The sequence below is a fragment of the Desulfonauticus submarinus genome, assembly GCF_900104045.1.
Classification (GTDB): domain Bacteria; phylum Desulfobacterota; class Desulfovibrionia; order Desulfovibrionales; family Desulfonatronovibrionaceae; genus Desulfonauticus; species Desulfonauticus submarinus.
Genome location: NZ_FNIN01000006.1, coordinates 1 through 25,629 on the forward strand (window position 1 = coordinate 1; position 25,629 = coordinate 25,629).

Genomic DNA, 25,629 nt, shown 5'->3' on the forward strand with positions numbered 1-25,629 from the left:
CTTATTTTAAATGATTTTGTGGTTTCTACTTTATCTTATTTTGATGCCAAAGGAAAAGACCCTGAAAATGTCTATCTTGGCTTTATTGCTGGAATGTTAATTGGACTGGAGCCAGAATATAAAGTTACCACTAACAGAGAAAGTGGGTATGGCAGATATGATGTAATGGTAAAACCAAAAGACAAACAAAAACCAGCCTTTATTTTAGAGCTTAAGAGTTTAAACAAAACCAAACACAAAGATCCTAAAAAAGCCATTCAAGAAGCCTTAAAGCAAATAAATGACAGAGGCTATGAAAAGGAACTCTTAGCCCAAGGTTATAACAACATCACCAAACTCGCCATTGTCTCTGATGGAAAAGAAGTCTGGGTTAAGGAAGATGAATAACTATCCAACCAAATCTACAAAATACTTTTAATTTGAGATAGTTTTAAAATAAGTCCATTTGGTCTGCAATTAGCAAGTTTTTTTAAGTTACCTCTCCATCTAAAAGAACGTTTATCTCCTGCAAACAAAATTGTCTTCCAGCCCCTTAAAAAAGCAGGCCAAATATCTTTTAACCTATCATTACCAATATATAAAATTTCTTCTGGAGAACAATTATCAAGCACCTTTTCTAATTTTTCAAAAAGAAAAATATCTGGCTTTGCCCTGCCTTCTAAGTAAGACCAAACGCACATATCCAAACTAAAGCCCAAGGACTGTAAGTCCTTGCCCAAAAGTGTCTCTAAAATCAGTGGGGTATAAAACTGAGCATTTGAAATAATACCTAAACGAATTCCTTTTTGTTTTAACCAAATCAACACATCTATTAAATCTGGCATTGGCCAGCAAGGATTTACAGCTAATTCATAATATAGAGTAAATTTTTGTATTTCTTTTCTATTTAGTTGGATACTTATTCTATCTAAAAATAATTCCCAAATCTCCAAAATATTTACTTCGGGATATAAAATTCCTTTTTCTTTTTTTTGTTGATGGTCATTTAAAATAATATCATAAAATATATTCCATAATTTTTCTTTAGTAAAAGATATATTTTTTATTTTAAAAAATTTAAAAGTATTATAAAGAGCATCTACACACTTTACTTCACAACCTATATCTCCTGCTCCTGAAATTAAAATAGTTCCATAAACATCAAAAATTACAGCTTTAATACCTTTGAAATTAATTTGTTGAATGTCGGGTAATAAACTTGAGTCTACTTTTAAAGGAATAAGCGGCTTGCTATTTTTTAAAATCAAATCTTTTAAAGAATTTATTTCCATAAATTACCATTTAATATTTAATTTACATATCTAAAAAATAAAAAATCAATGTATTATTAAAAGCTTAAATCTTTGAGGCGATAAAAATAATTTTAACAAAACCATACCATCTAAAGATGATAAAGAAGAAGCTGACGACAATCCTACTTTATTATAAATTGTACATAGACGCTTTTTATAAGATAGATAACCAAACTTTTTTTCTATATATCTTTTATTTTCTTCAATTTTATCTTGTCTTAATTCCAAAGAAAACAAAAGCCTATTTGTTTTATCCTTTAAAATACTTTTTAAAACATATTCTTGAAGATCTTCATCTAAACAACCAAAATCTATTTTATTATCTTTTACCCAAGAAGACCAAGTCAAATCAAAGTCGTCCTTTTTAGGAGTTAAGCCATAAGCCCTAAAACTGTATTGAAGACCCTTTTGTAATTTTTCCCAAATCAAATTAGAATCTAACCATTCTAAAGGAATATCTAGTCTTTGATAAAGATTTTCTAAAAAAACACCTTTTTGTTTAAAATCTAAAGTTATTTCAGGCAAATCTCGACCTGCCAGAGGCTTATTTTTCAGCCATGGCTCTAAAAATACTAAACCAAAGCCTTCGCTTACACTAGTTGTAAGTAATACATCTGCACTATTTAATACATTTTCAAAACCATACTTAGCAGCTAACTCAAAATAAACATTTTTTATATTTTTTGTGTGAACAAATTTTTTCCATCTCAAAAAAAATGGCCAAAATCTAGGGTTTTCAGGCACTCTTGTAGTAGCAAAAATATCATCTTGATAAATAATTGCCCAAAAAATAAATTCGCCTATATTTTTTCTTCTAATTGCCCTTGTAGGATACAACCAAAAACGCTTATTGGGAAAAATCTCTTTTTTAGACCTAGGGGTAAAAGAATTAAAAGCAACAGGATTGGGCAAAAAATGAACATTTTTTTCAGGCGCGCCAGCTCTTTGCAAAAAATGAACATCTCTTTGATTTAATAGGGCATAATGAATGTGTTCTCCAATAGGATACAAAAATTTAGCCAAAAGCTCCCTCTTATTTTCTCCTATTTTATCAAGCATTGCTTGATAGTTATTTGCCCTACCATCTTCTGGAAAATCATGCACTTGCAAAAGCAAAGGGTATCCTTTTTGAGCCAATTTCCAAACTACTTTAGGAACTAGCAAATTTTTACCTAAGCAGTGATTGTGAAAATGCCAAAGGTCTGGCAATGTCCCAAAAAAATCTTTACAAGCTTGTTCCATCTGAGACACCAAATTAGACACTGAAATATCTGGTCTTTTATCTTCATAAGCAAGACCAGGGATTTCTATCCAGTTACTAGAAACAGGGACTTCTGGCCGTTCTCCAACTAAAATTAAAAATTTTACCTCAGAAGAACATGAAAGAAGAGTATTTAAAATAACAGAAGTGACTCCTCCCTTTTTTAAATGATAGTGAACAATTGCTACTTTCATCATTTAAAAAACTATTTTTGGGAATTTCTTTTTTTTTGATAAGCTTCTAACTCTATCATAGGAGGTCTTTCTTCTTCAAATATCTCATAAACAACCTGTTCATATTGTTCACCTCTAGCCTGAAATTGCCTAAATAACGTAGGTAAATGTGGCAAACAATCTAAATTTTTGGTATGCTTCAAACGATTAAAAAATACCCTTAAAATACCAAACGCCATTTTACCTAAATCTCTTGTATCTTGGTGTCTATGGACTCTTCTATTTAAATCTGTTTGAGCTAAAGCTTCTAATCCCCATTTGGAATAAACATCTATTAAATGAGAGGTTTCTACTCCATAACCTATAGGAAAAGGAATGCTCTCCAAAATTTCTCGTCTTGCCGCATATTCTCCTGATAAAGGTTGAATTAATGCTGTTAACTCAGGGAAAAATAGAGAAAATAAAGGCCGAATCAAAATCTCTGTAACTCGTCCTCCTCCTGAGGGCCTTACCTGGCCAGACAAAGCCAAGGGTCTATCATAAAACGCTTTTACATATTTTATTTCAGGTCTAAAAATTAAAGGAGCCACCAAACCATACACAAATCTAGGATGAATATTTTTTATATCCGCATCTACATAAACAATAATATCTCCTTTTAACTGATAAATAGCTTTCCATAAATTCTCACCCTTCCCTCTTTTAGCCCCCATTTCTGGCAAAATATCTGCAGAAAGATATACATCTGCACCAAACGAAGCTGCTACCTCTAAAGTTCTATCTGTAGAGCCAGAATCTATAACAGCTAACTCATCAATTAAAGGATATCTATCCATTAGTTCAGATTTAAAAATCACCACTTCTTTTCCAATGGTCTTTTCTTCATTTAAAGTGGGAATACAAACAGAAATAGTAATATTTTGTTTCTCTTTTTCCTGTACAAGTCTAGCAACGTCCTTAAATTGACTATGGTGAAAGGTATTAGATTCTAACCACGCGTTGATGTTTTGCACTGTCTTCCTCCATCTATTGCCATTAAAATTCCAATAAGCTGAGCAATACCTACTATAAGAGGTTCTATTTCTATAAATTCATCTTCATAATTAACGTTTTCTGCCTCAGTAAGACCAATACACAAGGCAGGTATTTTATGTTCCACAAAGGCAGATACTGCTGGACTGTATATACTATCTTGCGGCGTAATTTTTAAAACTTCGTGAATTTTTCGAGCACATAAGACCAAAGGGTGATTAGAATCAACCCCCCCACACTTAGAACTAGCTATTTGTCTAAAATGTGCTGAAACTCCAGGTTGTTGAGATATATTGTCCAGAAGATTATAAATAATCCCTGTTATCTCTTTTATCGTATCATCTGAACTGCTACGTACCTGAAATTGCAACCTTCCATGTCTTGCAGGATATTTATAAGAAACACCTGCCTGTATAGCACCCAAGGTTAAGAAAGTATGGGTTTCTTGAGGCAGAGGGATAGAATTTAAACTAGAAATAACCTGACACAAAATTTTTATAGCACTTTCTTGACTAATACGTCTATTAATTTGACATGATACCAATCCACCCAAAGAGGCAATAGATTTAAAATTTAATCTACCTAATGGAGCTCCTTCTAAAACAATTCCCACATCTATAGGCTGCTTGCTGTTTGCTAAAAAAAACTTCAATCCTTCTTGATTCCCTTGATTCAAATTTCTAACAGAGGTTAGTAAAAGAAGATTACTTTCTAACTGAATTTTTAACTTATCCAATAAAAAAGGCAAAGAGGTCAATACAGCTACCCCTAAACTATTATCTGCCACTCCTGGCCCATGAACTTCTGTTGAATTGACACTAAAAGTATGGTCAACATTAGCTGGAAAAGGTGTATCTGCATGAGCCACAATTAAAATGGTTTGTTTTCCCTTACGACCAGGAAGAAAAGCTAATCCATTGCCAAGTTCATCTGTAGCACACATTTCTACCCCATACTCTACCATTCTCTCCATTACAAAAGAAATCCGCTGTTGCTCTTCTCCTGTAGGAGCAGGAATCTCTCCAATTAAAACTAAATTAGCCAATACTATTTCTTTTAGCTTCTCTAATTCCAAAGGAAAAGTTCTCACCTCTTCCAAAATTTTACTCATTTGGCTATCAATCATAGGAAAACCCTCTAAGATTTATAAAAATTTAACTTATTTTTCCTCAATCCTTCCATAATCATCTTCTAAACGCTCTATATCGTCTTCGCCAAAATAGTCTCCTAGCTGAACTTCAATAAATACTACAGGCTTTTTACCTTTATTCTCTACTCTATGAACTTGTCCCCTTGCTATATCAACAGATTCTCCTTTTTTTAAGGTTATTTTTTGATTATCTAATGTTACTAACGCTTCTCCACTAATTATTATCCAATGTTCCTGTCTATATTTGTGCCTTTGTAAAGATAAACGCTGCCCAGGATTTACCTCTATGCGCTTTACTTTATGATCATCTTCATCAGCTAAAATAGTAAAACTACCCCACGGACGATATTCTGTAAGTTGTTCAAAAACTTTTTTTTCTATTTTTGCAGTCATATTTTCCTCCTATTTTAAAAATTATAAAAATATCAGCACTTAATCCAACAACATTGATAAGGCTCTAAAAAAACATTATTTGATTCTATCTTTAACTCATGACCACATATCCCACCAAGTAAATCTTGAATATTCTTTACCTCTCCAGGTAAAGCAAACTTCTGGGGCTTAGAAGAAATATTATGAACACAATAAATGCGTTCTTTCTTATTTAAAGAAGTACGCTCAAAAGCAAAAATACTCTCATTAGAATCCAATACTCTTTGAAATGAATCTGGATGAAATGCTGTATGTTCTCTTCTTATTTTTAAAAGCTGTTTATATGCATTAAAAACTTTCCATTCCTTTGTTTCTGCATTATTTAAACTTTCTCTTAAATATCTATCATCCAGTCTAGCTCTATTAATAGAACGATTTTGTCCTGTTTTTTGAACACCTTCATAATTATTTGAACTACCAATAAGACTATGAAAATATATAGCTGGAACTCCTTTTAAACCTAACATTATAATTTGAGAACATAAAAACCTTTTAATCTGCCACTGCAAATCCTCTGGTTTTTGAGGATCCTTTAAGGCATCAAAATAAGTTATATTTAATTCATAGGGTTTAGCACCTGTAGGGGTTTGGCGAAAAGATACCAGCCCTCCTAAGGTATGAACAATATTCACTAATTCTTCTATTTCTGAATTATCTACTAAAGATTCTAAGGGTCTAACACCTATTCCATCATGAGAGGCTGTAAAATTCAAAAAAGTACAATTCTTAGGACAAATACTTACTGTTTTAGCCCAATTAGTAAGCACTGCTGCATTTTCTTTATGGATAGTATATAACAGCAAAGGAGGAAGAGCAAATTGATATACCATATGAGCTTCATCTCCCTCTCCAAAATAACTAACATTTTCATGGTGAGGGAGGTTAGTTTCAGTAAGTAAAATTACCCCTGGAGCTAAATATTCTATAATATCGCGAAAAAGTTTAACAACTTCATGAGTTTCTGGTAAATTTAAACAAGTTGTTCCTATTTTCTTCCATAAATAGGCAATAGCATCTAAACGAATAATTCTAGCTCCCTTGGAAATATAAAAAAGCAAAATTTCTAACATTTCCATTAATAAATCAGGATGTGAATAATTTAAATCAACCTGATCTGGACTAAAAGTAGTCCAAACATAACGTTCACCAAAAACTGTTTTTACTTTTGTTAGCAAAGGAGAAGTCCTCGGACGAATTACCATTGATAGATCTGTTTTTGGATCTATTTCAATAAAATAATTAATACTTGGCGCTATCCCACTTAAATAATCCTGAAACCAAGTAGAGCACCTAGAAACATGATTCAACACTAAATCAACCATTAATCGAAACTTTTTAGCAATATTCTCAATATCTTCCCACTCCCCACAGTCTGGATTAACCCGCTTATAATCGATCACAGAAAAACCTTCATCCGAACTATATGGAAAAAATGGTAATATATGCACTCCCTCTACTACATCTTGTAAAAAATCTGTCAAAAATCTATCCAAAGTAACTAAAGGCTTTTCTCCAGGTAAACTAATCATATCAGGATAAGTTATAATTAAAGTAGTATGTTCATCCCATAAATGACAACACTTTATTCTTTCTTTTAAATCATGATATCTTGAGGCCAAAAGACCTAACCTCTCTAAGAGTCTATTAACCCTTTTTTCACCATAAAGAAAACTTAATCTATTTTTTACTCTGTTCCGAAAAGAATAAGATAACCTCCACATACTAAACCCCTTTTAACTATTATTTTTAGCCATTAATTAAACTCATTTTTAATCAAAAAAGCAAGAAAAAAATAAAAATTTTATCTATTTTTTACTTAAAATATTAAATGGAATATTTATCTACGTTTAACTATATTAACTAAATGTAGCCATTTAAGAAAAAATTAAAAAAATAACATCTTTTTGAATTTAAAAGTGTTACACTACTTATCTAAGCTAAACAATAAATGATATCTAAATTAAAAAGGAAAGGAATAAATTTATGGGATTAAAGATAAATAAAGCACTTAATTAATAAGCTATCTGTTAAAATAAAAAGAAAAAGAAATGATTAAAATAATTACTTATTATACTTGGTGGTAAATATTTTGAATTAAAGTATTTAAACCATATCTTAAGATTGTATAACTATAATAACGCTCTGCTAGATTAAAATTATAATTTGTTATTTTTTGACAATATTCTTTGTCGTATAACAACTTCTTTGCTTCTTTTAAAACATAATCTGTTATAAATCCATCCATTACAGGAACTTTGAATCCTTTTGGTTCAATATCCCTAACCCATACAGGATATCTATTTACAATAATCGGAACTTTATAATAAAAGGCTTCTAATAAAGCATTGCCAAATCCTTCATAAATACTTGGATAAATAACTAAATCTGCTTGCTGATATATATCTGAAAGAATATAAATCTTTTTACCATAACAATTAACATGCCGTTTATAATTTACTCTATCTCCAAAAAAACGAATATCTACCCCAACTGATTTAGCTAATTCTAACAGTTGGAATTGATATTCACTTCCCTCATCTCCTGCAGGATGCGAAACAATTAACTTACAATGAGGGTCTTTTAAGCGCTGAAGTAAATTTATACTATGTTCTATACCTTTTCTTGGTACTACCCTTGTTGGTTGTAAAATGAGTTTATCTTCTGGTTCTAAACCTATTTCTTGTCTAATGTCTGAAGCGTACTCATCAGGAGGAGACGGTGGTTTATGAAAATTAATCACATTTGGAATTAAAAGAGAAGAAACTCCTTTACGTAAAGCCAATTCTTCTCTTGCTGTCTGATTAATAACTACATGTTGAAGATATAAATCTCTAGGGGGAAAGGCCATATCTAAAAAATCTGGTACACAGTTTACCTGAAACCTACTTCTTTCCCAATAAAAATCATGATGGTGGGCAATTGCTGGCATAACTGTTTCAGAGAGAAATTCTGTAATGGCAAGACCCAAGGGAAGATGCATAGGTATAGTTAGAGCATTTTCAATAATTAATAAATCTATATCAAATTCTTTTACAAAGTCATAAAGCGTATGTTTTAAATATTCTGCCAAATCATGAATCCTACGAGTAACATTACTTGTTCTATGGGTGTGTCCCCAAATTTTTTGATTAATCCATTCATTTTCTGGATGTTTAAAATATGCTTCTGGTACGCACATATAGATGCCTTTTTCTTTTTCTAAAAGGCCTGCATACCAAAAACATTCATACCCTTCTTGTGTGAGCACTTCTGCCCACTTTGCAGCTTCTAAAGAAACCCCATCTGTTCCCGCAAAGCGAGTTGAAACAAATCCTATTTTAGAAACAAGTTCTCTTCTCATATTTTCATCTTTTAGTTGACATTTATCGTGAATGCTAAATATTCTTATGCAAGTTTTGCCTAGTCAAGTATTTTATATTATGTCAAGCAAATGAAATGCCAAATCAAAAAAAAATTAAAAAACACCTTCTAGAGATTTTTCATACAGGTCTTGAAGCTGTCAAGCCCACCACGATTATTCCTAGCAGCATCAATTTTAACTACCCCTTATTAAAAATAGAACAACAAACTTTTGACTTGTCTCTTTTCAAACACATTGTTGTGCTAGGTGCAGGCAAAGCAAGTGCACTTATGGCCCAAAGCCTAGAAAATATTTTAGAAGGATTTATTACCAAAGGCCTTATAAGTACAAAATATGGACATAGCTGCAATTTAAAAAAAATTGAAATCATTGAAGCTGGTCATCCTGTTCCTGATCAAAATAGTCTTTTAGCTGGACAAAAAATCCTAAAACTTATCAATCAATATCGTTCAAAACATACCCTTTTTATTTTTTTGCTTTCAGGAGGAGCCAGTTCTCTTATGGTTCTTCCCCAAAAAAACATATCCTTGAAAGAAAAACAATTAATTACTTCTCTACTACTAGAATCTGGAGCTAATATTAATGAAATTAACGCTATTCGCAAACATTTAAGCGCTATAAAAGGAGGACACTTAGCTAAAGCTATCTACCCCTCTACTCTTGTCTCACTAATTATCAGTGATGTAATAGGTGATAAATTAGATGTAATAGGCTCTGGACCTACTACTGCTGACTCTTCTACTTGGCAAGATTGTGCCTTTATTTTAGATAAATACTCTCTTTGGGATAAGCTTTCTTCTTCTTTAAAATCCTACTTTCAAGAAGCTCTTAAAGGCCACCTATCAGAAACCCCAAAATCAACAGATAAATGTTTTCAAAAAGTAAAAAATATTATTTTAGCATCTAATCTAAAAGCTCTTTTAAAGGCAGCCCATAAAGCAAAGCAGTTAGGATACAAAACCATTATTTTAACTTCTTCCTTACAAGGGGAAGCAAAAGAAGCAGGAAAATTTTTAGCAAGCATTGCTAAAGAAACACTTAAAAGTAATCATCCTCTTGCGCCTCCATGTTGTCTTCTTTGCGGAGGAGAAACAACTGTCCATCTAACCCAAAAACACGGAAAAGGTGGGAGAAATCAAGAATTAGCACTTGCTTTTGCTCTAGAAATTCAAAATTTAGATCATCTCTATCTTCTTTCTGCTGGAACAGATGGTACAGATGGACCAACTGATGCTGCTGGAGCAATAGTAGATGGTACTACTATACCTTACGCTTCTCAAAAAAATATTGATGGAAAAAAGTTTTTAGAATTACACGATAGTTATAATTTTTTTAAAGCTATTAATACATTATTAATTACTGGACCTACCTTTACCAATGTAATGGATATGCAGATTATTATTTCTACAAAGGAAGATTAAATGCACAAAAAAGACATCTTAGAAAAATTAAATAAAATAAAAAAAGTTCATATTCCAATTATAGGAGATATAATGTTAGATCATTATAGCTGGGGAGAAGTTGAGCGTATATCTCCTGAAGCACCTGTTCCTGTTGTTAAAATAATAAAAGATGAATTTATGCTTGGAGGAGCAGGAAATGTAGCTTGTAATATTAAATCATTATCCTCTAGTCCTATTCTGTTTAGTATTATTGGTAAAGATGACTATGGTCAAAAAATAAAACAACTATTAAAACATAATAATATAAAATTTTTTTTACATCAATCTTTACAAAGAAGCACTACATTAAAAACAAGGGTGTTGGCTCAAAACCAACAAATGATTAGAATTGATAGAGAATCTGATTCCTATCTAACTTCTGAAGAGTTATTGGCAATAAAACAACAAATAGATAAAATACAACAACAATATATAATAATATCAGATTATGGAAAAGGATGTATTTGTCCAGAAATATTAGAAATGCTTCAGACGAAAAAACTTATTGTGGATCCAAAAGCCAAAAACTATCCCTTTTATAAAGGATTCTATTTATTAACTCCAAATAAAAAAGAAGCAGAACAAGCCGCTAATTTAAAAATTACAGATACTAATACGTTAATCAAAGCCGGCAAAATAATTATTTCCAAATTTGATCTAGAAAATCTTATTATTACTTTGGGTCCGCAAGGCATGGCAATTTTTCAAAAAAATGAACCAATTTATCATCTACCAACATGCGCTCAAAAAGTTTTTGATGTTACAGGGGCTGGAGATACTGTAATAGCTGTTTTAGCAATTGGCTTAGCTAATAATTTAGATTTAATTTCTTCCGCTATTTTAGCCAATTATGCTGCTGGATTAGTAGTAGCGCAAGTGGGAACTGCTACTACATCTCTTCAAGCAATAAAAAAACACATTCAAAACAGTCCTAAAATTAAACTAACAAAACTTAATTAAAGGTACATCTATTTATCGCACGTTCCTGTAGCAGAACAGCACGGACCACTTAAGGCAAAATAAGCATGAGCAAGGCAAGTTTCTGCTTTTTTCTTTTTCTCATCTAAAGAAAAAGAAGGAGCTTTTTTTGCTAATTCCTTTAGTTCTTGATAGGTTGGAATGCCAAAATATCCTCTTTGTAAAACCTTTTTATCTCCACTCTGAATTAAATAAGCATCTTTTGTATCTGTTAGTAAAATTAAGGGAATAAAAGGAACATGGAGGCGAGCAACAGCTATATATTGACGAACAAAAGAAGCTATTTCACCAAAACAAAATGCCAAAAGTAAAAGAGGATTTTTTTGCTCATCATATACCACAAAATCTAAAGTAATAGGAAATATTTCATCCTCTAAAATCAATTCTATCTGTTCTTTTGGAACAATATATTCTTTAGGATAACCTTTTTCCTCTACTAACATCTTAGCTAGGGCTTGCCTAATATCCTCAAAAGTCGTTAGTTCTATCTCTTTGCCTGTCAAATAATCTTTAATAGTTTGATTTAAACTCACTTCATGCATAAATTACTCCTCAATAGGTATACCTAAAATCTTTTCTCCTGCTCCTTTACCTAAAAGTAAAGTACTATCTTTTACTTTTATTTGTAAAGGACACGACCTACTCACTTCTATCTCTACTCCAGGGAAAATACCTAGAGCACACATTCTTCCCCGTAATCTACATCCACCACAAAAACTAACTATCTTTACTTTTGTTCCTGGAGGAAATTTGGATAATGGCTTAGGACTCATCATTTTACACCTAAAAATTTGTTAAAACTAACTTAAATCTAAAGTTAGAGATTGACCCTGTCAAGTTATCAAACTACATTACTCTTTTCAGGTGTGGCGAGAAATTTTAAATTAACCTGAAAAACAGAATCTTAGGGGAAAATATGCCTAAAAGAACAGACCTGAAAAAAATTTTATTAATTGGCTCTGGTCCCATTGTAATAGGCCAAGCGTGTGAATTTGATTACTCTGGAACCCAAGCAGTGAAAGCCTTAAAAGAAGAAGGCTATGAAGTTATTTTAATAAATTCCAATCCTGCAACTATTATGACAGATCCTGAACTTGCTGATTCTACTTATATTGAACCCCTTGTACCTGAAATTGTTGCTAAAATTATTGCCAAAGAAAAACCAGATGCACTTCTACCAACTCTAGGAGGACAAACAGGCTTAAATGTTTCTGTTGCCTTAGCAGAACAAGGAATTTTAGAAGAATATAATGTGGAGCTCATTGGAGCATCTTTAGATGCTATAAAAAAAGCAGAAAGTAGAGAACTATTTAAAGCTGCTATGGATAAAATAGGGCTTAAAGTGCCTAAAAGTGGCATTGCTCGTTCTATGGAAGAAGTCTTACATCTGGCAGAAAAAATTCCTTTTCCTATTATTGTAAGACCAGCCTTTACTTTAGGTGGCACAGGAGGAGGTATTGCCTATAACCTAGAAGAATTAAAGAATATTGCCTCTCATGGACTAGCTGTGAGTATGAAACATGAAGTTATGTTAGAAGAATCTGTCTTGGGCTGGAAAGAGTTTGAATTAGAAGTAATGCGAGATAAAAAAGACAATTGCGTAATTGTATGCTCTATTGAAAATATCGACCCAATGGGAGTCCATACAGGAGATTCTATCACTGTAGCCCCAGCCCAAACTTTGACTGATAAAGAATATCAACAAATGCGAGACGCTGCTTTTGCCATTATGCGAGAAATTGGTGTAGAAACAGGTGGTTCAAATGTTCAGTTTGCTATTAATCCTACAAATGGCGAGATGGTAGTTATTGAAATGAATCCTAGAGTTTCACGGTCTTCTGCTCTAGCTTCAAAAGCAACTGGTTTTCCTATAGCTAAAATAGCTGCTAAACTAGCTATAGGATATACCTTAGATGAAATTCCAAACGATATAACTAAAGAAACTGTAGCATCTTTTGAACCAACTATTGACTATTGTGTAGTAAAAATACCTCGTTTCACTTTTGAAAAATTTCCTGGGTCTAAAGATGAATTAAATACTGCAATGAAAAGTGTAGGGGAAACAATGGCCATTGGGCGTACTTTTAAAGAGGCCCTTCAAAAAGGATTTCGCTCTTTAGAGGTCGGACTTGATGGATATGAGCAACCTAAAAAGGCCATAGATAACGAAGAATTAAAAATATTATTAAGAAACCCCCATTCAAATAGATTGCTTTATCTTAAAGAAGGTCTAGAAAAATTTTCCATTCAAGAAGTATATAAATTAACGAAAATAGACCCCTGGTTTTTAAACCAAATCAAAGAAATTATTTCTTTAGAAAATAAATTAAGACAAATTAACTATGAAGTTATTCAAAAAGACTTAAACCTATTAAAAAAGGCAAAAGAATATGGATTTTCAGATAAACAACTAGCTACTATATTCAAGCAAAAGCAATCAGAAATCCGTAATCTTAGAAAAGCAAATCAAATAGAACCTACTTATTATTTAGTAGATACTTGCGCAGCTGAGTTCGAAGCTTATACTCCTTATTTTTATTCAACATACGAACAAGGAAGAGAAGTAAAACCCTTAAAAGGGAAAAAAGTAATAATCTTAGGAGGAGGACCAAATAGGATCGGCCAAGGTATAGAATTTGACTATTGTTGTGTCCACGCCTCTTTTGCCCTAAAAGAAATGGGGATTAAATCCATTATGGTTAATTCCAATCCAGAAACAGTAAGCACAGATTATGACACTTCAGATAGACTCTATTTTGAACCACTTACCTTTGAAGATGTTTTAAATATTATTGAGTTTGAAAATCCTGATGGAGTAATTGTTCAATTCGGTGGACAAACACCCTTAAATTTAGCTCTTCCTCTCCTAGAAGCAGGTGTACCAATTTTAGGTACATCCCCAAAAAGTATTGACCGCGCAGAAGATAGAGAACTTTTCAAACAAATGCTTGAAAAATTAAATTTAAAACAACCAGCAAATGGTACTGCTTTTTCTTTAGAAGATGCATTAAATATTGCTAAAAATATTGGATACCCTATAGTAGTTAGGCCTTCTTATGTACTTGGCGGACGGGCAATGGAAATTGTATATGATGAATGTGATTTAAAAAATTATTTCCAAAAAGCTATTTGTGTGTCTAGTAAACATCCTGTTTTAATAGATAAATTTTTAGAAAATGCAATAGAAGTAGATGTAGATGCATTAAGTGATGGAATAAATACATATATTGGTGGTATTATGGAGCATATAGAAGAAGCAGGAGTTCATTCAGGAGATTCAGCATGTGTATTACCACCTCATACCCTATCAGTAGATATTATAAAAGAAATTCAGAGACAAACAATTCTTTTAGCTAAAGAATTAAATGTAATTGGTCTTATGAATATCCAATTTGCTGTAAAAGATAATGAAATCTATATTTTAGAAGTAAACCCAAGAGCTTCTAGAACAGTTCCTTTTGTGAGCAAAGCAACAGGAGTTCCTCTTGCAAAACTAGCTACCAAAGTAATGTGTGGCGAAAAATTAGATAATCTCAAGGATTATTTAAAGCCTAGTACTGGGTATTTTGCAGTAAAAGAAGCAGTTCTACCATTTAATCGCTTCCCAGGAGTTGATGTTATTTTAGGTCCAGAAATGCGTTCTACAGGCGAAGTAATGGGCATTGATAAACATGTAGGCTTAAGTTATTTAAAAGCTCAAATGGCAGCAGGACAAAATTTGCCCTTAAAGGGGAATGTATTTATATCTGTAAATGATAGAGATAAACCTTTTAGTGTAGAGGTGGCTAAAATTTTTTATAAACTAGGTTTTAATATCATTGCTACCAGAGGTACTGGAGAATTTTTAGAAAAAAATAATATTCCTGTTCAGATCGTAAATAAAGTATACGAAGGTCGACCAAATGCGATAGATTATATAAAAAATGGATATATAGATTTACTTATAAACACCTCTTCGGGCAAAAAAACGGTAAGAGACTCTTCTTCTTTAAGACAAACAGCCTTGCTTTATGAAATCCCATACACAACCACTATTTCAGCAGCTAAGGCTATGGCGCTGGCTATTCAAGAAAGACTTGAAAAAAAGATTCATATTAAAAGTATTCAAGAATATTATAAAAATTAAAAAGGTTTAAAACAATGAAAAAAGAAAGTTGCGGATTATTTGGCATCTATGGACATAAAGATGCGGCTAGGATGACCTATTTTGGCCTTTATGCTCTTCAACATCGAGGACAAGAAAGTGCTGGCATTGTAACTTTTGATGGACAAAAAACTTTTGAGCACAAGGGAATGGGACTTGTTCCTGATGTATTCCAAGAAAACGATCTTAAAAAACTACTCGGACACATTGCTATTGGACATGTACGCTATTCTACAACAGGAGCATCGCAATTACGGAACGCTCAACCTTTTTTAGTTCATTTTAAAGATTTACAAATAGCTATTGGACATAATGGTAACTTAATCAATACATGGGAACTCAGACAAGAATTAGAAAATGAAGGTATTATTTTTCAAACTACAATGGATAGTGAAGTAATAGTCCACCTTCTAGCAAAATATTTAAATGGCAATTCACTAGAAAATGCCCTTGCTAAAGCTTTAAATAAAATCAAAGGAGCTTATAGTTTACTTCTTTTAGTTAACAATAAACTTATAGCCCTACGCGATCCTTTTGGATTTAGACCTCTATCTATTGGGAAAATGGGCTCTTCTTATGTCTTTGCCTCTGAAACGTGCGCGTTTGACCTTTTAGAAGCAGAATATATTAGATGTATACGACCAGGAGAAATGATTGTTATTGAAAATGACAGAATGAGTAGTTTTCAATTTGCAGAACCCGAAAAACCAGCACCTTGTGTTTTTGAATTAATCTACTTTGCTAGACCAGACTCTATTATTTTTGATAAACCTGTATATTTAGCTAGGAAAAAGATGGGAGAAATTCTTGCCCAAGAATCTCCAATAGAAGCAGATTTTGTAATGCCATTTCCAGATTCTGGAGTATATGCAGCTATTGGTTATGCCCAAGAATCTAAACTTCCATTTGAAATGGCAATGATTCGAAATCACTATGTTGGAAGAACGTTTATTCAACCATCTCAAGATATGAGAGATTTTGGGGTAAGAGTAAAATTAAATCCTGTTGCCAGCATGATAAAAAACAAAAAAATTATCATAGTTGAAGATTCTATTGTTAGAGGAACAACTATAAGAACAAGAGTAAAAAAATTAAGAGAACTTGGGGCACGAGAAATCCATATGCGAGTAAGTTGTCCTCCTATTCGCTATCCTTGTTTTTTTGGAATTGATTTTTCATCTAAAGGAGAATTGATTGCTAGCAGTCAAAGAATTGATGAAATAGCCAGATTTATAGGTTTAGATAGTTTACATTACTTAACAATAGAAGGATTAAAAAAGTCTATTGAATGGCAAGATAACTTTTGTATGGCTTGTTTTAATGAGGAATATCCCCTAAAACCAGGTCAAAAATGTGGTAAATTTTGCATAGAATGGTAAAAAATATGAGTAAATGGAGTGAAATAGCAAAACAAGTCTTTGAGATCGAAATAGAAGGTCTAAAAAAAGTTCAACTAGATTTAAATTCAAACTTTGATTTAGCAATAGATTATCTGGCAAACTGCAAAGGAAGAGTTGTTGTTACAGGAATTGGTAAATCTGGCTTAGTAGGCCGAAAAATTGCTGCTACTTTAAGTAGTACAGGTACTCCTGCGTTTTTTCTTCATCCTGTAGAAGGAGCTCACGGTGATTTAGGAATGCTGAGGCCAGAAGATATTATTTTAGCAATTTCTAATAGTGGAGAAACAGATGAATTAAATGCTATTTTACCAAGCTTAAAATCCCTTGGACTCAAAATAATAGGAATTACCTCAAACCCTAATTCTACTTTAGGAAAATTATGTAATTTAGTATTAAAAGTAAAAGTTCCTAGAGAAGCATGCCCTCTTAATCTTGCTCCAACATCAAGTACTACTGCTACATTGGTGATTGGAGATGCCCTTGCAGCCTGTCTTGTTCAAAAAAAAGAATTTAAAGAAAAAGATTTTAAACGCTATCATCCAGGAGGATTTTTAGGACAAAGATTAGCTGAAAATATTACAACTTTAATGCATACAAATATTCCATTAATAGAAGAAACTAAATCTCTTGAAGAAGCACTTAAAATTATGAATCAAGCTAACTTAGGGATTGTAATTATAGCAAATAAACATAAACAATTGAAAGGTGTTTTTACTGATGGAGACCTAAGAAGATTTGCTGCTCAAGGAAAATTAAATTTTCATTCAAATATATCTCTTTTTATGACAAAAAATCCAAAATTTATTGTATCAACAGAAAAAGCAGCAAAAGCTTTAGATATTATGGAAGAAAAACAAATAACTGTACTTCCTGTAATAAATAACGATAAAGATAAAATTCTATTAGGAATTATACATTTACATGATTTATTAGGAAAAGGAAAGTTAAAATTTAGTTTATAATAAAATTTTAATAAAAATAAATGGATGAAAATATATGCACTAAATGTGCTAAAACAAATTTAACATGTTGTTCTATAACTAATAGAGGAAATAATATTCTATTTTCTCTTAGTAAAAAAGAAATTAACAAAATACAAACGTATATTAAAAATAATAATTTTTTTAATATACAAGAAAATAATTATCTTTTTATTTCTAAACTTATCAATCTATTTCCAACAGAGAAAAAAAATATTCTAAAAAAATTTAAAATAAAAAATAATTTAAATAATCAAAAACAACAAAAGGAAAATTTTCAATTTTATCACTTTACCTTAAAACTAAAACAAGATAGGTGTTACTTCCTGAGTAAGCAAGGATGTTCATTGCCACGAAAAATAAGGCCTTTTTTTTGTCAAATTTATCCCTTTTGGGTAATTGAAAACAAAATAATAATTTTTAATGATATGGATTGTCTTGCTATAAAAAAATATAAAAGTATATCTAAATTATTAAAAGTATTTAAAACATCACAAGATGAAATACTTTTTCTATATCAACAATATAAAAACAATCTTTTAGAAGAAGTAGGGTGATAAATATGAAATCATTAAAAATTTTTATTATAATTTCATTAATTTTATTATTCATAGGTATTAGTGGTATTTTATTTATTTATTTTTGGGCTCAAAAAGATTTACCAAATTTTAAAAAAATAACAGACTATAATCCACCATTAGTAACAACGGTTTATACTAAAAATGGTCATGTTCTTGGATATTTTTATAAAGAAAAAAGATTTTTAGTATCATTAAAAGAAATATCTCCATGGGTTATTAAATCTTTTCTAGCAGCAGAAGATTCTCACTTTTATGAACATGAAGGAGTAGATATTGTCGGAATAATTAGAGCAGCAATAAAAAATATAGAAGCAGGAACGATAGTGCAAGGTGGAAGTACAATAACACAACAAATCATCAAATCATTACTTTTAAGTCCAGAAAGAAGTTATAAAAGAAAATTAAAAGAAATCATTTTAGCTTATCGTTTAGAAAAATATTTAAATAAAAATGAAATTTTAACTATTTATTTAAATCAAATATATTTAGGACATGGAGCCTATGGAATAGAGGCTGCAGCAAGAACTTATTTTGGAAAACATGCTAAAGATTTGAATTTAGCAGAAGCAGCAATGTTAGCTGGCTTACCTAAAGCTCCTTCAAAATATAATCCTTATAACCATTTTGAATTAGCTAAAAAAAGACAGAGATATGTTTTAAAAAGATTAAAAGAATTAAAATGGATATCTAAAAAACAATATGATGAAGCTTTAAATTATCATCTTATTTTAAAATCATCTGGTGATCCTTCATGGCAACAAGGTGCTTATTATTTAGAAGAAGTTAGACGGTGGCTTATCAATAAATTCGGAGAAGAAAAAGTTTACAAAGGAGGTCTTATTGTTCAAACATGTGCTGATTTAGAGCATCTTAATGCTGCTAAAAATGCACTTCGCAAAGGACTTATTGCTTCAACTAAAAGAAGAGGATTTAGAGGACCTCTAAAACATCTCTCTCCAACAGAATATAGTAATTTTTTATCAAAACAAATTATTCAGCCAGAATTATTAATACCACAAAGCGGAGAATGGTTAAAAGTTTTAGTTATAAAAGTAAAACCAAAAGGAGCGTGGGTCAAATTTGGACAAGAACAAGGTTTTATTCCTGTAGAGAGTATGGCTTGGGCGAGAACACCAGATATTTCAAAAGCACCTGAAGATGTTCCTAGAATAAAAGATGCTACCAAAGTTTTAAAAGCAGGAGATATTGTTTATGCATCTATACAAGAAAAAAAAGATAATCTTTGGATATTATCTCTCGAACAGGAGCCTGAAGTAGAAGGAGCTATTTTTTCATTAGACCCACGAACAGGAGAAGTTTTAGCTTTAGTTGGAGGATACGATTTTTTTAAATCACAATTCAATAGAGTCACTCAAGCAAAAAGACAACCAGGATCTGCTTTTAAACCAATTGTATATTCTGTAGCAATAGATAAAGGATTCACTCCTGCTTCTATTATTTTAGACGCACCCATAGTTTATGAAGATAAAACAACAAACTCTACTTGGAAACCAGAAAATTTTGAGGGAATATTTTTTGGACCAACTTTATTAAGAACAGCATTGGTAAAATCAAGAAATTTAGTTACTATTAGAATTGCATCTAAAATAGGAATTAAAAATATTATTAAAAGAGCAAAACTTTTAGGTATTGAAGAAAATTTTCCAAGTGATTTATCCATTTGCTTAGGTTCTGTTCCTGTAACACCTTGGGAACTTTGTAGAGCTTATACAGCATTTGCACGTCTTGGAACTTATATTGAACCATATTTAGTAAAAGAAGTAAAAAATTCTTGGGGAGATATATTATATCAAGTAACTCCACAAATAAAAGAAGCTTTATCTCCAGACACAGCCTACATTATAACTTATCTTTTACAACAAGTAGTCAAATATGGAACTGGCTGGAGGGCAAAAGTATTAAAAAGACCAGTTGCAGGTAAAACAGGCACAACTAATAATGAACAAGATGCATGGTTTATAGGTTTTACACCTTATTTACTTACAGGCGTATATGTTGGTTTTGATCAAGTAAAGCCAATGGGTAAATATGAAACAGGCTCAAGAGCTGCTTCTCCTATTTGGGTAAATTATAGACTTGCAGTAGAACCTAATTATCCTATTCAAGATTTTCCAAAACCAGATAATATTGTAATGCTTAAAATAGACGGTCAAACAGGAAAACTAGCTAGTCCTATAAGTAAAGAAGTTTATTTATTGCCCTTTAAAAAAGGAACAGAACCCAAAGAAATAAGCAATATACCAGACGAATTTAATTCTAACCAAAATAAAGAAAATATATTAAAAAATATATTTTAGAATATGTTTATATTAATAAAAAATAACTTAAAAAAATCCTTTACAACATGGATTTATCTTTTAAAAATTATGATACCTATCATTATTATATTAAAAATATTAGAATATTTTAATATAATACCAATTATAGGAAAAATATTAAAACCTATTATGAATTTATTGGGATTACCAGGAAGCATGGGTATAGTTTGGGCTACCGCAATGATAAATAATATTTATTCTGGAATTATAGTCTTAACTTCTTTACCAGAAAGTCAAAATTTGACTATTGCTCAAATGACAGTATTAGCAACTATTATTTTAATAGCTCACTCTTTACCTATAGAATTAAAAATTGTACAAAAATCAGGTCCAAAAATGTTATTCCAATTTTTTTGTAGATTTTTCAGTGCTTTAATAATAGGATTCTTTTTAAACTATATTTATCGTAATTTTAATTTATTACAAGATAAAGCAAATATAATATTATCAATTAGTCATAACGATGATTTATTTATATGGTCTATAAATCAAATAAAAAATTTGTTTTATATATTTTTTATAATATTTATTTTAATATTAATTATAGATTTTATCGAAAAAACAAAACTATTAAATATATTTAATAAACTATTAAAACCAATTTTAAATTTATTAGATATAAAAGATAAAGGACTTATATTAACTATGGTTGGTTTAACCATGGGATTATCTTATGGTGGAGGAATTCTAATAGAAGAAAGTAAATCTGGCACAATACCGAAAGAAGAAATTTTTACATCATTAACTTTAATGGGTTTATCTCATAGTATAATAGAAGACACTATTTTAATGCTATTTATAGGAGCACATTTATCAGGTATACTTTTTATACGAGTCATAATGTCTATTTTAATAGTATCTATTATAGTTAGAATAATGAAAATTTTACCTCTCAATTTAAAAGAAAAAATTTTATATGCTTAAAGGAGGAATAGTTTATGGCCATTAATAAAGAACTGCTAAATATCTTAGCTTGTCCTAAATGCAAAAATGAACTTAAATTAACTCAAAAAGAAAACGGTCTCATTTGTGAGAAGTGTAAAAAAGTATATCCGATAAAAGAAGATATTCCTATTCTTTTAATAGAAGAAGCAATTGATTTAGATAAATTTGAACAAAATGGTGAAAATTAAATGTCTAAAAAAAGTAAAATAGATCCTGAAGATATTTCTCTACCCCTAGAAGGAATAGATACACACGCCCATCTAAGTTTAAAACATTTTCAAAATGATCTTGAAAATGTTATTCAAAAAGCAAAAAAATGTGGAATTAAATATATTGGAAATGTCTTTTTATCTTCAGAAGAATTTTTTAACAATATAGATAGATTACAAAATAATAAAAATATATTTTATATCTTAGGTATTCACCCACATGATGCTGAAAAATTAGGAAACATAAAAGAAATAAAGAAAATAAAAGATATTTGTTCAAAATATAATATTAAAGCAATTGGTGAAATAGGTCTAGATTACCATTACAATTTCTCAAAACCAAAATTTCAAAAAGAAATTTTTGAACAACAAATAGATTTAGCATTATCTCTAAATAAACCAATCGTAATTCATTCAAGAGAAGCAAAGGAAGATACATTTTCTATCTTAAATAACTTTAAAATAAAAAAATGTCTTTTTCATTGTTTTAGTTATGATAAAGAAGCACTTGATAAAATTTTAGAAAATGAATGGTATATATCTTTACCTGGAACGATTACTTTTAAAAAATCTAAACAAATTCAGGATATTGCTAAATACACTCCTTTAAATCGTATTATGTTAGAAACCGATTCACCTTACTTAACTCCAGAACCTTATAGAGGTAAAAGAAATGAACCTGCTTTTATAGTATTTTCTGCTTATAAATTAGCTGAAATTAAGCAAAAAGATGTTCTTGAAATATGGAAGCAAACAGCTATAAATGCAAAATTTTTTTTTGATATTTAATAAATAAAAATTATTTTTTTTAAATTTTCTGATTTAATTTTTAAATTTCCCCATTTAGTTCGTCCAAAAAATAAAATATCTTTTTTTATAAAAAAAGAAGAAACTTCTCCATCTTTAAAAAAAACCTTAACTTTTATATTTTTATCCTGAAGATAAAAAAGAACCTTTTTTATTTTTGCAAAATCAAGGCTAATATCAGTTTTACCTAATTGAACAGGTAAATAAGTTAATCCATTTACTGAAAAATCAGTTACTACTATCATATTTTCATCAACATCAAATATTTTTACTTTAAAATTTCTATCTGGTTTAGGTATTTTAGTAACAACTCCTTGATTTGATCCCATTGCATACAAAAATAAAGATAAAATAAAAATAATAATAATTTTTAAGTTAAATCTCATATTTATATCTCCTCTTTAACATAAATTATATCTATATTTAATTCTGAATTTATTTTTTTTAGAAAAAATAATACTTGTTGCAAATAATCTTTTGAACAAACTAACTGCACAACAGCCTTATACTTATCAATAACCGTAAAGTAAGCTAAATTATCCCATCCTTCAATTAAAAACTTTAAATAGGCTATTTCAGAGCGTGGAATCTTAAGATAAATTCTACACGAAAACATTTTTAAAGAATTTCTACGCCATTTTTAGTGACAAGAATCATATGCTCCCACCTAATTCCTCCCCATTCAGGATAATATAATCCAGGTTCAACAGTGATAACCATTCCAGTTTCAAAAAGATCTTCATTAGTAAAATTTATTCCAGGAATTTCATGAGTATCTAACCCAATTCCATGACCTAAAGCATGAGTAAAATAATTATCTACCCCATATTTTCTAAAAAAATCTTTTACTAACAAATAAGCATCTTTTATTTTTACTCCTGGTTTAATAAATTCTATAGCTTTTCTCTGAGCTTCCTTTACTAATTCTAAATTTTTTAAAAATTCAGATGAAGGATTATCTCCAAACCAAAAAGTTCTTGTTTGATCTGAACAATAATCTAAAAAACGACAACCTATATCTATTAATACTACGTCATTAAAAGAAAGTTTTTTATCAGAAGGAGATGCATGAGGTTTTGCAGCATTTTTACCAAAAGCAACAATTGGAGAAAACGCATTTTCTCTAGCACCATGTTCTTTAAAAAACTTTTCTATAAACCACGCAATTTCTTTTTCTGTCTGACCTACTTTAAAATATTTAGGTAATATTTTAAAAACTTCATAAACTAGTTGATTTGATTTTTTAATGTGTTCTACCTCTATTTCATCCTTTATTTTTCTTAAATTTTCAACGACATTTTTAAAAGGTATTAATTCAAAATTTTTATTTAAATTAATAAAAAATTCATAATTAAAAAAATTATATTCAAAACCTATTTTTTTTATATTAAGTCTATTTTTTAATATATCGATAATAAACTTAAATTTATCACCTGAGTAAATAAAAATATTATCACTAAAAATATCTTTAGCCTCTTCTATATAACGAGGATCTGTAAATAGAAAAAAATCATTAGAAGTAATAATTAAAAAACCAGCACTTTCATTATATTGAACATCTTTTAATTCAAAACCAGATAAATAATAACGATTAGTAGGATTTAATATTAAAAAGCAATCTATTTTTTTTTGTAAAATAAATTGTTGAATCTTTTTAATTCTTGAAAAATGAAATTTATTCATATCATATTATCCTAATTAAATAAAAAACTCTTGAGGTTCAGTTAATAAAAAATCTCCTTTTTCAATCCACTTTTTTAAAGTATCTGCTATTTCCAAAGAAAGTGAATAACTAGTAACAGGTACTGTAAGTATCTTCTTTCCTTCAAACTCAATACTTCCAGATAATAATTCAGAATAATTAACATATTTTAAAGGTTTTGCTTTTCCTTGCCCATATTCTTCCCCATAATCTATAAGTGGCATTTGAATGTCTTCATCACTTACGCCAGTAAACCACGCCATTTCTTCATCAAGAATAGGAATAGGGATTCCAACTCCTACACAAATAGAACAACCATATCCGATAATACTTAATCCTCTAATATACTTAGGATCCATTTGTTTTAAATCACCCTTTAACATTAAAGTGGCAGCAGGTTTTAACGGTAACCCTCGTTGATTTCTAGGAGGAGAAGGATTATGTTGAGTACCATGTCCTATAACATATCCTACTCCTCCTCCTAAAAATATTTTAGTACCTGTACCTATTGTTCTTAAATAAGGATCATTAAATAAAGGACTTAAACAACCTGAGGTAGCAAAATTAACGTTAGCCCCATGAGGACGAAGAGGGCCCATATAAGTATATTTTATTTTAGAACTCAAATTTAAAGCACAGTTGTAATTTTGATAACAATTACGCGGATTTAATAAAATAGCGTCATTTAATTCTCCTAAAGTAATATCTTTTTCTAAATATTTTCGAGGATAACAATCTGTACCATAAGCTTTAGCTCTTAAATGAACAGAACGACCTCTTAATAAATCCTCAATAACATGCCCACCACCATATTTAAATTGTCCTGGAAATACTCTATTTAAAGGATCGTCTTCAGTAGGCTCTGTTGCTCCTAAATAAGCATCTACAGCAGCTAGTCCAGCATAAGCAGGAACTCCATTTAACCAAACCTTTGAGGCTTTTATCAAAGGTGGGTATTGTTTAAAATTAAAAAGAAGTCCAGAGGAACACATAGGAGAAAAAGTACCAGTAGTTACAACATCTACTTCTGCTGCTGCCTTTTTTTTACCTACATTTTTCACTAACTCAGCCATTTCTTTAGCATTTAAAATAACTGCTTTCCCTTTCTTAATCTTTTCATTAATTTCCTGAATAGTCTTTTTTATTGTAGCCATATTTTCTCCATTTTTTTAATCATCCCAACAAGTTATAATAACCCATTTATTTGCAATTAAAGAAAAAATCAGTTATATTTTTTACTTCTTAGTCAAGGCTAAATTATTAGTCAATAAACTCAAATTAAGAACAATATTGTTCTAAAGTTAAAATTTAAGAACAAATATTTTTTTTATAAAAAAAAAGAAACAAAAAAATAAAAAAAGTTCTTAAATAAATTTTAAAAAATTTTTTATTTTCAACAAG

Annotated in this window: 24 protein-coding genes; 11 read left to right on the plus strand and 13 right to left on the minus strand. The window is 30.3% G+C overall.

Translation table 11 applies throughout. From position 1 onward, the window contains the following. The coding region (locus BLP60_RS06425) for a PD-(D/E)XK nuclease domain-containing protein (protein WP_200779116.1) at window positions 1-387 on the plus strand (387 nt) is incomplete at its 5' end. A 14-nt stretch (window positions 388-401) separates the two neighbouring features. Here BLP60_RS06425 and BLP60_RS06430 read toward each other — a convergent pair. The 7 genes from BLP60_RS06430 to BLP60_RS06460 form a co-directional block, all read right to left on the minus strand. Continuing rightward, the gene (locus tag BLP60_RS06430; protein ID WP_092065202.1) at window positions 402-1,271 is read right to left on the minus strand and encodes an HAD family hydrolase; all 870 of its coding nucleotides are present in this window, start codon (window positions 1,269-1,271) and stop codon (window positions 402-404) included. 45 nt (window positions 1,272-1,316) lie between these two features. Then, a complete protein-coding gene (locus BLP60_RS06435) occupies window positions 1,317-2,750 on the minus strand; it encodes a glycosyltransferase family protein (RefSeq protein ID WP_092065204.1) in 1,434 nt (477 codons plus the stop codon). 8 nt (window positions 2,751-2,758) lie between these two features. After that, entirely contained in the window at window positions 2,759-3,739 is a 981-nt protein-coding gene (locus BLP60_RS06440; protein ID WP_200779117.1) for a glucosyl-3-phosphoglycerate synthase, read from the minus strand. Continuing rightward, a complete protein-coding gene (locus BLP60_RS06445) occupies window positions 3,715-4,884 on the minus strand; it encodes a zinc-binding metallopeptidase family protein (protein ID WP_092065207.1) in 1,170 nt (389 codons plus the stop codon). The genes BLP60_RS06440 and BLP60_RS06445 overlap by 25 nt, the downstream gene beginning before the upstream one ends. Before the next feature lie 33 nt (window positions 4,885-4,917). Continuing rightward, window positions 4,918-5,301, minus strand: a complete 384-nt coding sequence (locus BLP60_RS06450; RefSeq protein ID WP_092065210.1) for a phosphomannose isomerase type II C-terminal cupin domain — start codon at window positions 5,299-5,301, stop codon at window positions 4,918-4,920. Window positions 5,302-5,333: 32 nt separating this feature from the next. Next, the gene (locus BLP60_RS06455; protein ID WP_092065213.1) at window positions 5,334-7,061 is read right to left on the minus strand and encodes an alpha-amylase family glycosyl hydrolase; all 1,728 of its coding nucleotides are present in this window, start codon (window positions 7,059-7,061) and stop codon (window positions 5,334-5,336) included. Between the two features lie 347 nt (window positions 7,062-7,408). Then, a complete protein-coding gene (locus BLP60_RS06460; protein WP_092065216.1) occupies window positions 7,409-8,680 on the minus strand; it encodes a glycosyltransferase family 4 protein in 1,272 nt (423 codons plus the stop codon). A gap of 95 nt (window positions 8,681-8,775) precedes the next feature. Here BLP60_RS06460 and BLP60_RS06465 point away from each other — a divergent pair, with 95 nt between their 5' ends. Next, the gene (locus BLP60_RS06465) at window positions 8,776-10,122 is read left to right on the plus strand and encodes a glycerate kinase type-2 family protein (protein ID WP_092065219.1); all 1,347 of its coding nucleotides are present in this window, start codon (window positions 8,776-8,778) and stop codon (window positions 10,120-10,122) included. Continuing rightward, complete coding sequence (locus tag BLP60_RS06470; protein ID WP_092065222.1) at window positions 10,123-11,103, plus strand: bifunctional heptose 7-phosphate kinase/heptose 1-phosphate adenyltransferase; 981 nt, start codon at window positions 10,123-10,125, stop codon at window positions 11,101-11,103. An 8-nt stretch (window positions 11,104-11,111) separates the two neighbouring features. Here the strand turns inward: BLP60_RS06470 and BLP60_RS06475 are convergent, their stop codons facing one another. Beyond that, window positions 11,112-11,663 carry a type I restriction enzyme HsdR N-terminal domain-containing protein gene (locus BLP60_RS06475; protein ID WP_092065225.1) on the minus strand — a complete coding sequence of 184 codons (552 nt, stop codon included), beginning with the start codon at window positions 11,661-11,663 and terminating at the stop codon, window positions 11,112-11,114. 3 nt (window positions 11,664-11,666) lie between these two features. After that, window positions 11,667-11,894: a FeoA family protein gene (locus BLP60_RS06480; protein ID WP_234970967.1), complete on the minus strand. Its 228-nt coding sequence runs from the start codon at window positions 11,892-11,894 to the stop codon at window positions 11,667-11,669. A 143-nt stretch (window positions 11,895-12,037) separates the two neighbouring features. On the opposite strand from BLP60_RS06480, the gene carB reads away from it, so the two are divergent. Genes carB through BLP60_RS06520 form a run of 8 tightly spaced genes read left to right on the plus strand, consistent with a single transcriptional unit; the run spans window position 12,038 to window position 22,508 of the window. Beyond that, window positions 12,038-15,247 (plus strand): carbamoyl-phosphate synthase large subunit, encoded by a 3,210-nt coding sequence (gene carB, locus BLP60_RS06485; RefSeq protein WP_092065231.1) that lies wholly within the window; start codon window positions 12,038-12,040, stop codon window positions 15,245-15,247. Between the two features lie 14 nt (window positions 15,248-15,261). After that, window positions 15,262-16,644 (plus strand): amidophosphoribosyltransferase, encoded by a 1,383-nt coding sequence (gene purF / locus BLP60_RS06490; protein WP_092065234.1) that lies wholly within the window; start codon window positions 15,262-15,264, stop codon window positions 16,642-16,644. 5 nt (window positions 16,645-16,649) lie between these two features. Continuing rightward, a complete protein-coding gene (locus tag BLP60_RS06495; RefSeq protein WP_234970968.1) occupies window positions 16,650-17,627 on the plus strand; it encodes a KpsF/GutQ family sugar-phosphate isomerase in 978 nt (325 codons plus the stop codon). Window positions 17,628-17,647: 20 nt separating this feature from the next. After that, entirely contained in the window at window positions 17,648-18,202 is a 555-nt protein-coding gene (locus BLP60_RS06500) for a YkgJ family cysteine cluster protein (protein WP_092065240.1), read from the plus strand. A gap of 5 nt (window positions 18,203-18,207) precedes the next feature. Further along, entirely contained in the window at window positions 18,208-20,544 is a 2,337-nt protein-coding gene (locus BLP60_RS06505) for a penicillin-binding protein 1A (protein ID WP_092065243.1), read from the plus strand. Between the two features lie 3 nt (window positions 20,545-20,547). Then, a complete protein-coding gene (locus BLP60_RS06510) occupies window positions 20,548-21,489 on the plus strand; it encodes a nucleoside recognition domain-containing protein (protein WP_092065246.1) in 942 nt (313 codons plus the stop codon). A 14-nt stretch (window positions 21,490-21,503) separates the two neighbouring features. Beyond that, window positions 21,504-21,698, plus strand: coding sequence for a Trm112 family protein (locus tag BLP60_RS06515; protein WP_092065249.1), 195 nt, complete (start codon window positions 21,504-21,506; stop codon window positions 21,696-21,698). Then, window positions 21,699-22,508, plus strand: a complete 810-nt coding sequence (locus BLP60_RS06520) for a TatD family hydrolase (RefSeq protein ID WP_092065252.1) — start codon at window positions 21,699-21,701, stop codon at window positions 22,506-22,508. On the opposite strand, the gene BLP60_RS06525 is transcribed toward BLP60_RS06520, so the two are convergent. The 4 genes from BLP60_RS06525 to BLP60_RS06540 are packed head-to-tail and all read right to left on the minus strand — an operon-like array spanning window position 22,505 to window position 25,382. Beyond that, a complete protein-coding gene (locus tag BLP60_RS06525) occupies window positions 22,505-22,912 on the minus strand; it encodes a hypothetical protein (RefSeq protein WP_092065255.1) in 408 nt (135 codons plus the stop codon). The two genes, BLP60_RS06520 and BLP60_RS06525, sit on opposite strands and share 4 nt — an antisense overlap. A gap of 2 nt (window positions 22,913-22,914) precedes the next feature. After that, the gene (locus BLP60_RS06530) at window positions 22,915-23,142 is read right to left on the minus strand and encodes a DUF4911 domain-containing protein (RefSeq protein WP_092065257.1); all 228 of its coding nucleotides are present in this window, start codon (window positions 23,140-23,142) and stop codon (window positions 22,915-22,917) included. Between the two features lie 2 nt (window positions 23,143-23,144). Further along, window positions 23,145-24,209 carry a M24 family metallopeptidase gene (locus BLP60_RS06535; RefSeq protein ID WP_092065260.1) on the minus strand — a complete coding sequence of 355 codons (1,065 nt, stop codon included), beginning with the start codon at window positions 24,207-24,209 and terminating at the stop codon, window positions 23,145-23,147. A 15-nt stretch (window positions 24,210-24,224) separates the two neighbouring features. Next, a complete protein-coding gene (locus BLP60_RS06540; RefSeq protein WP_092065263.1) occupies window positions 24,225-25,382 on the minus strand; it encodes a homocysteine biosynthesis protein in 1,158 nt (385 codons plus the stop codon). Between the last annotated feature and the right edge of the window lie 247 nt (window positions 25,383-25,629).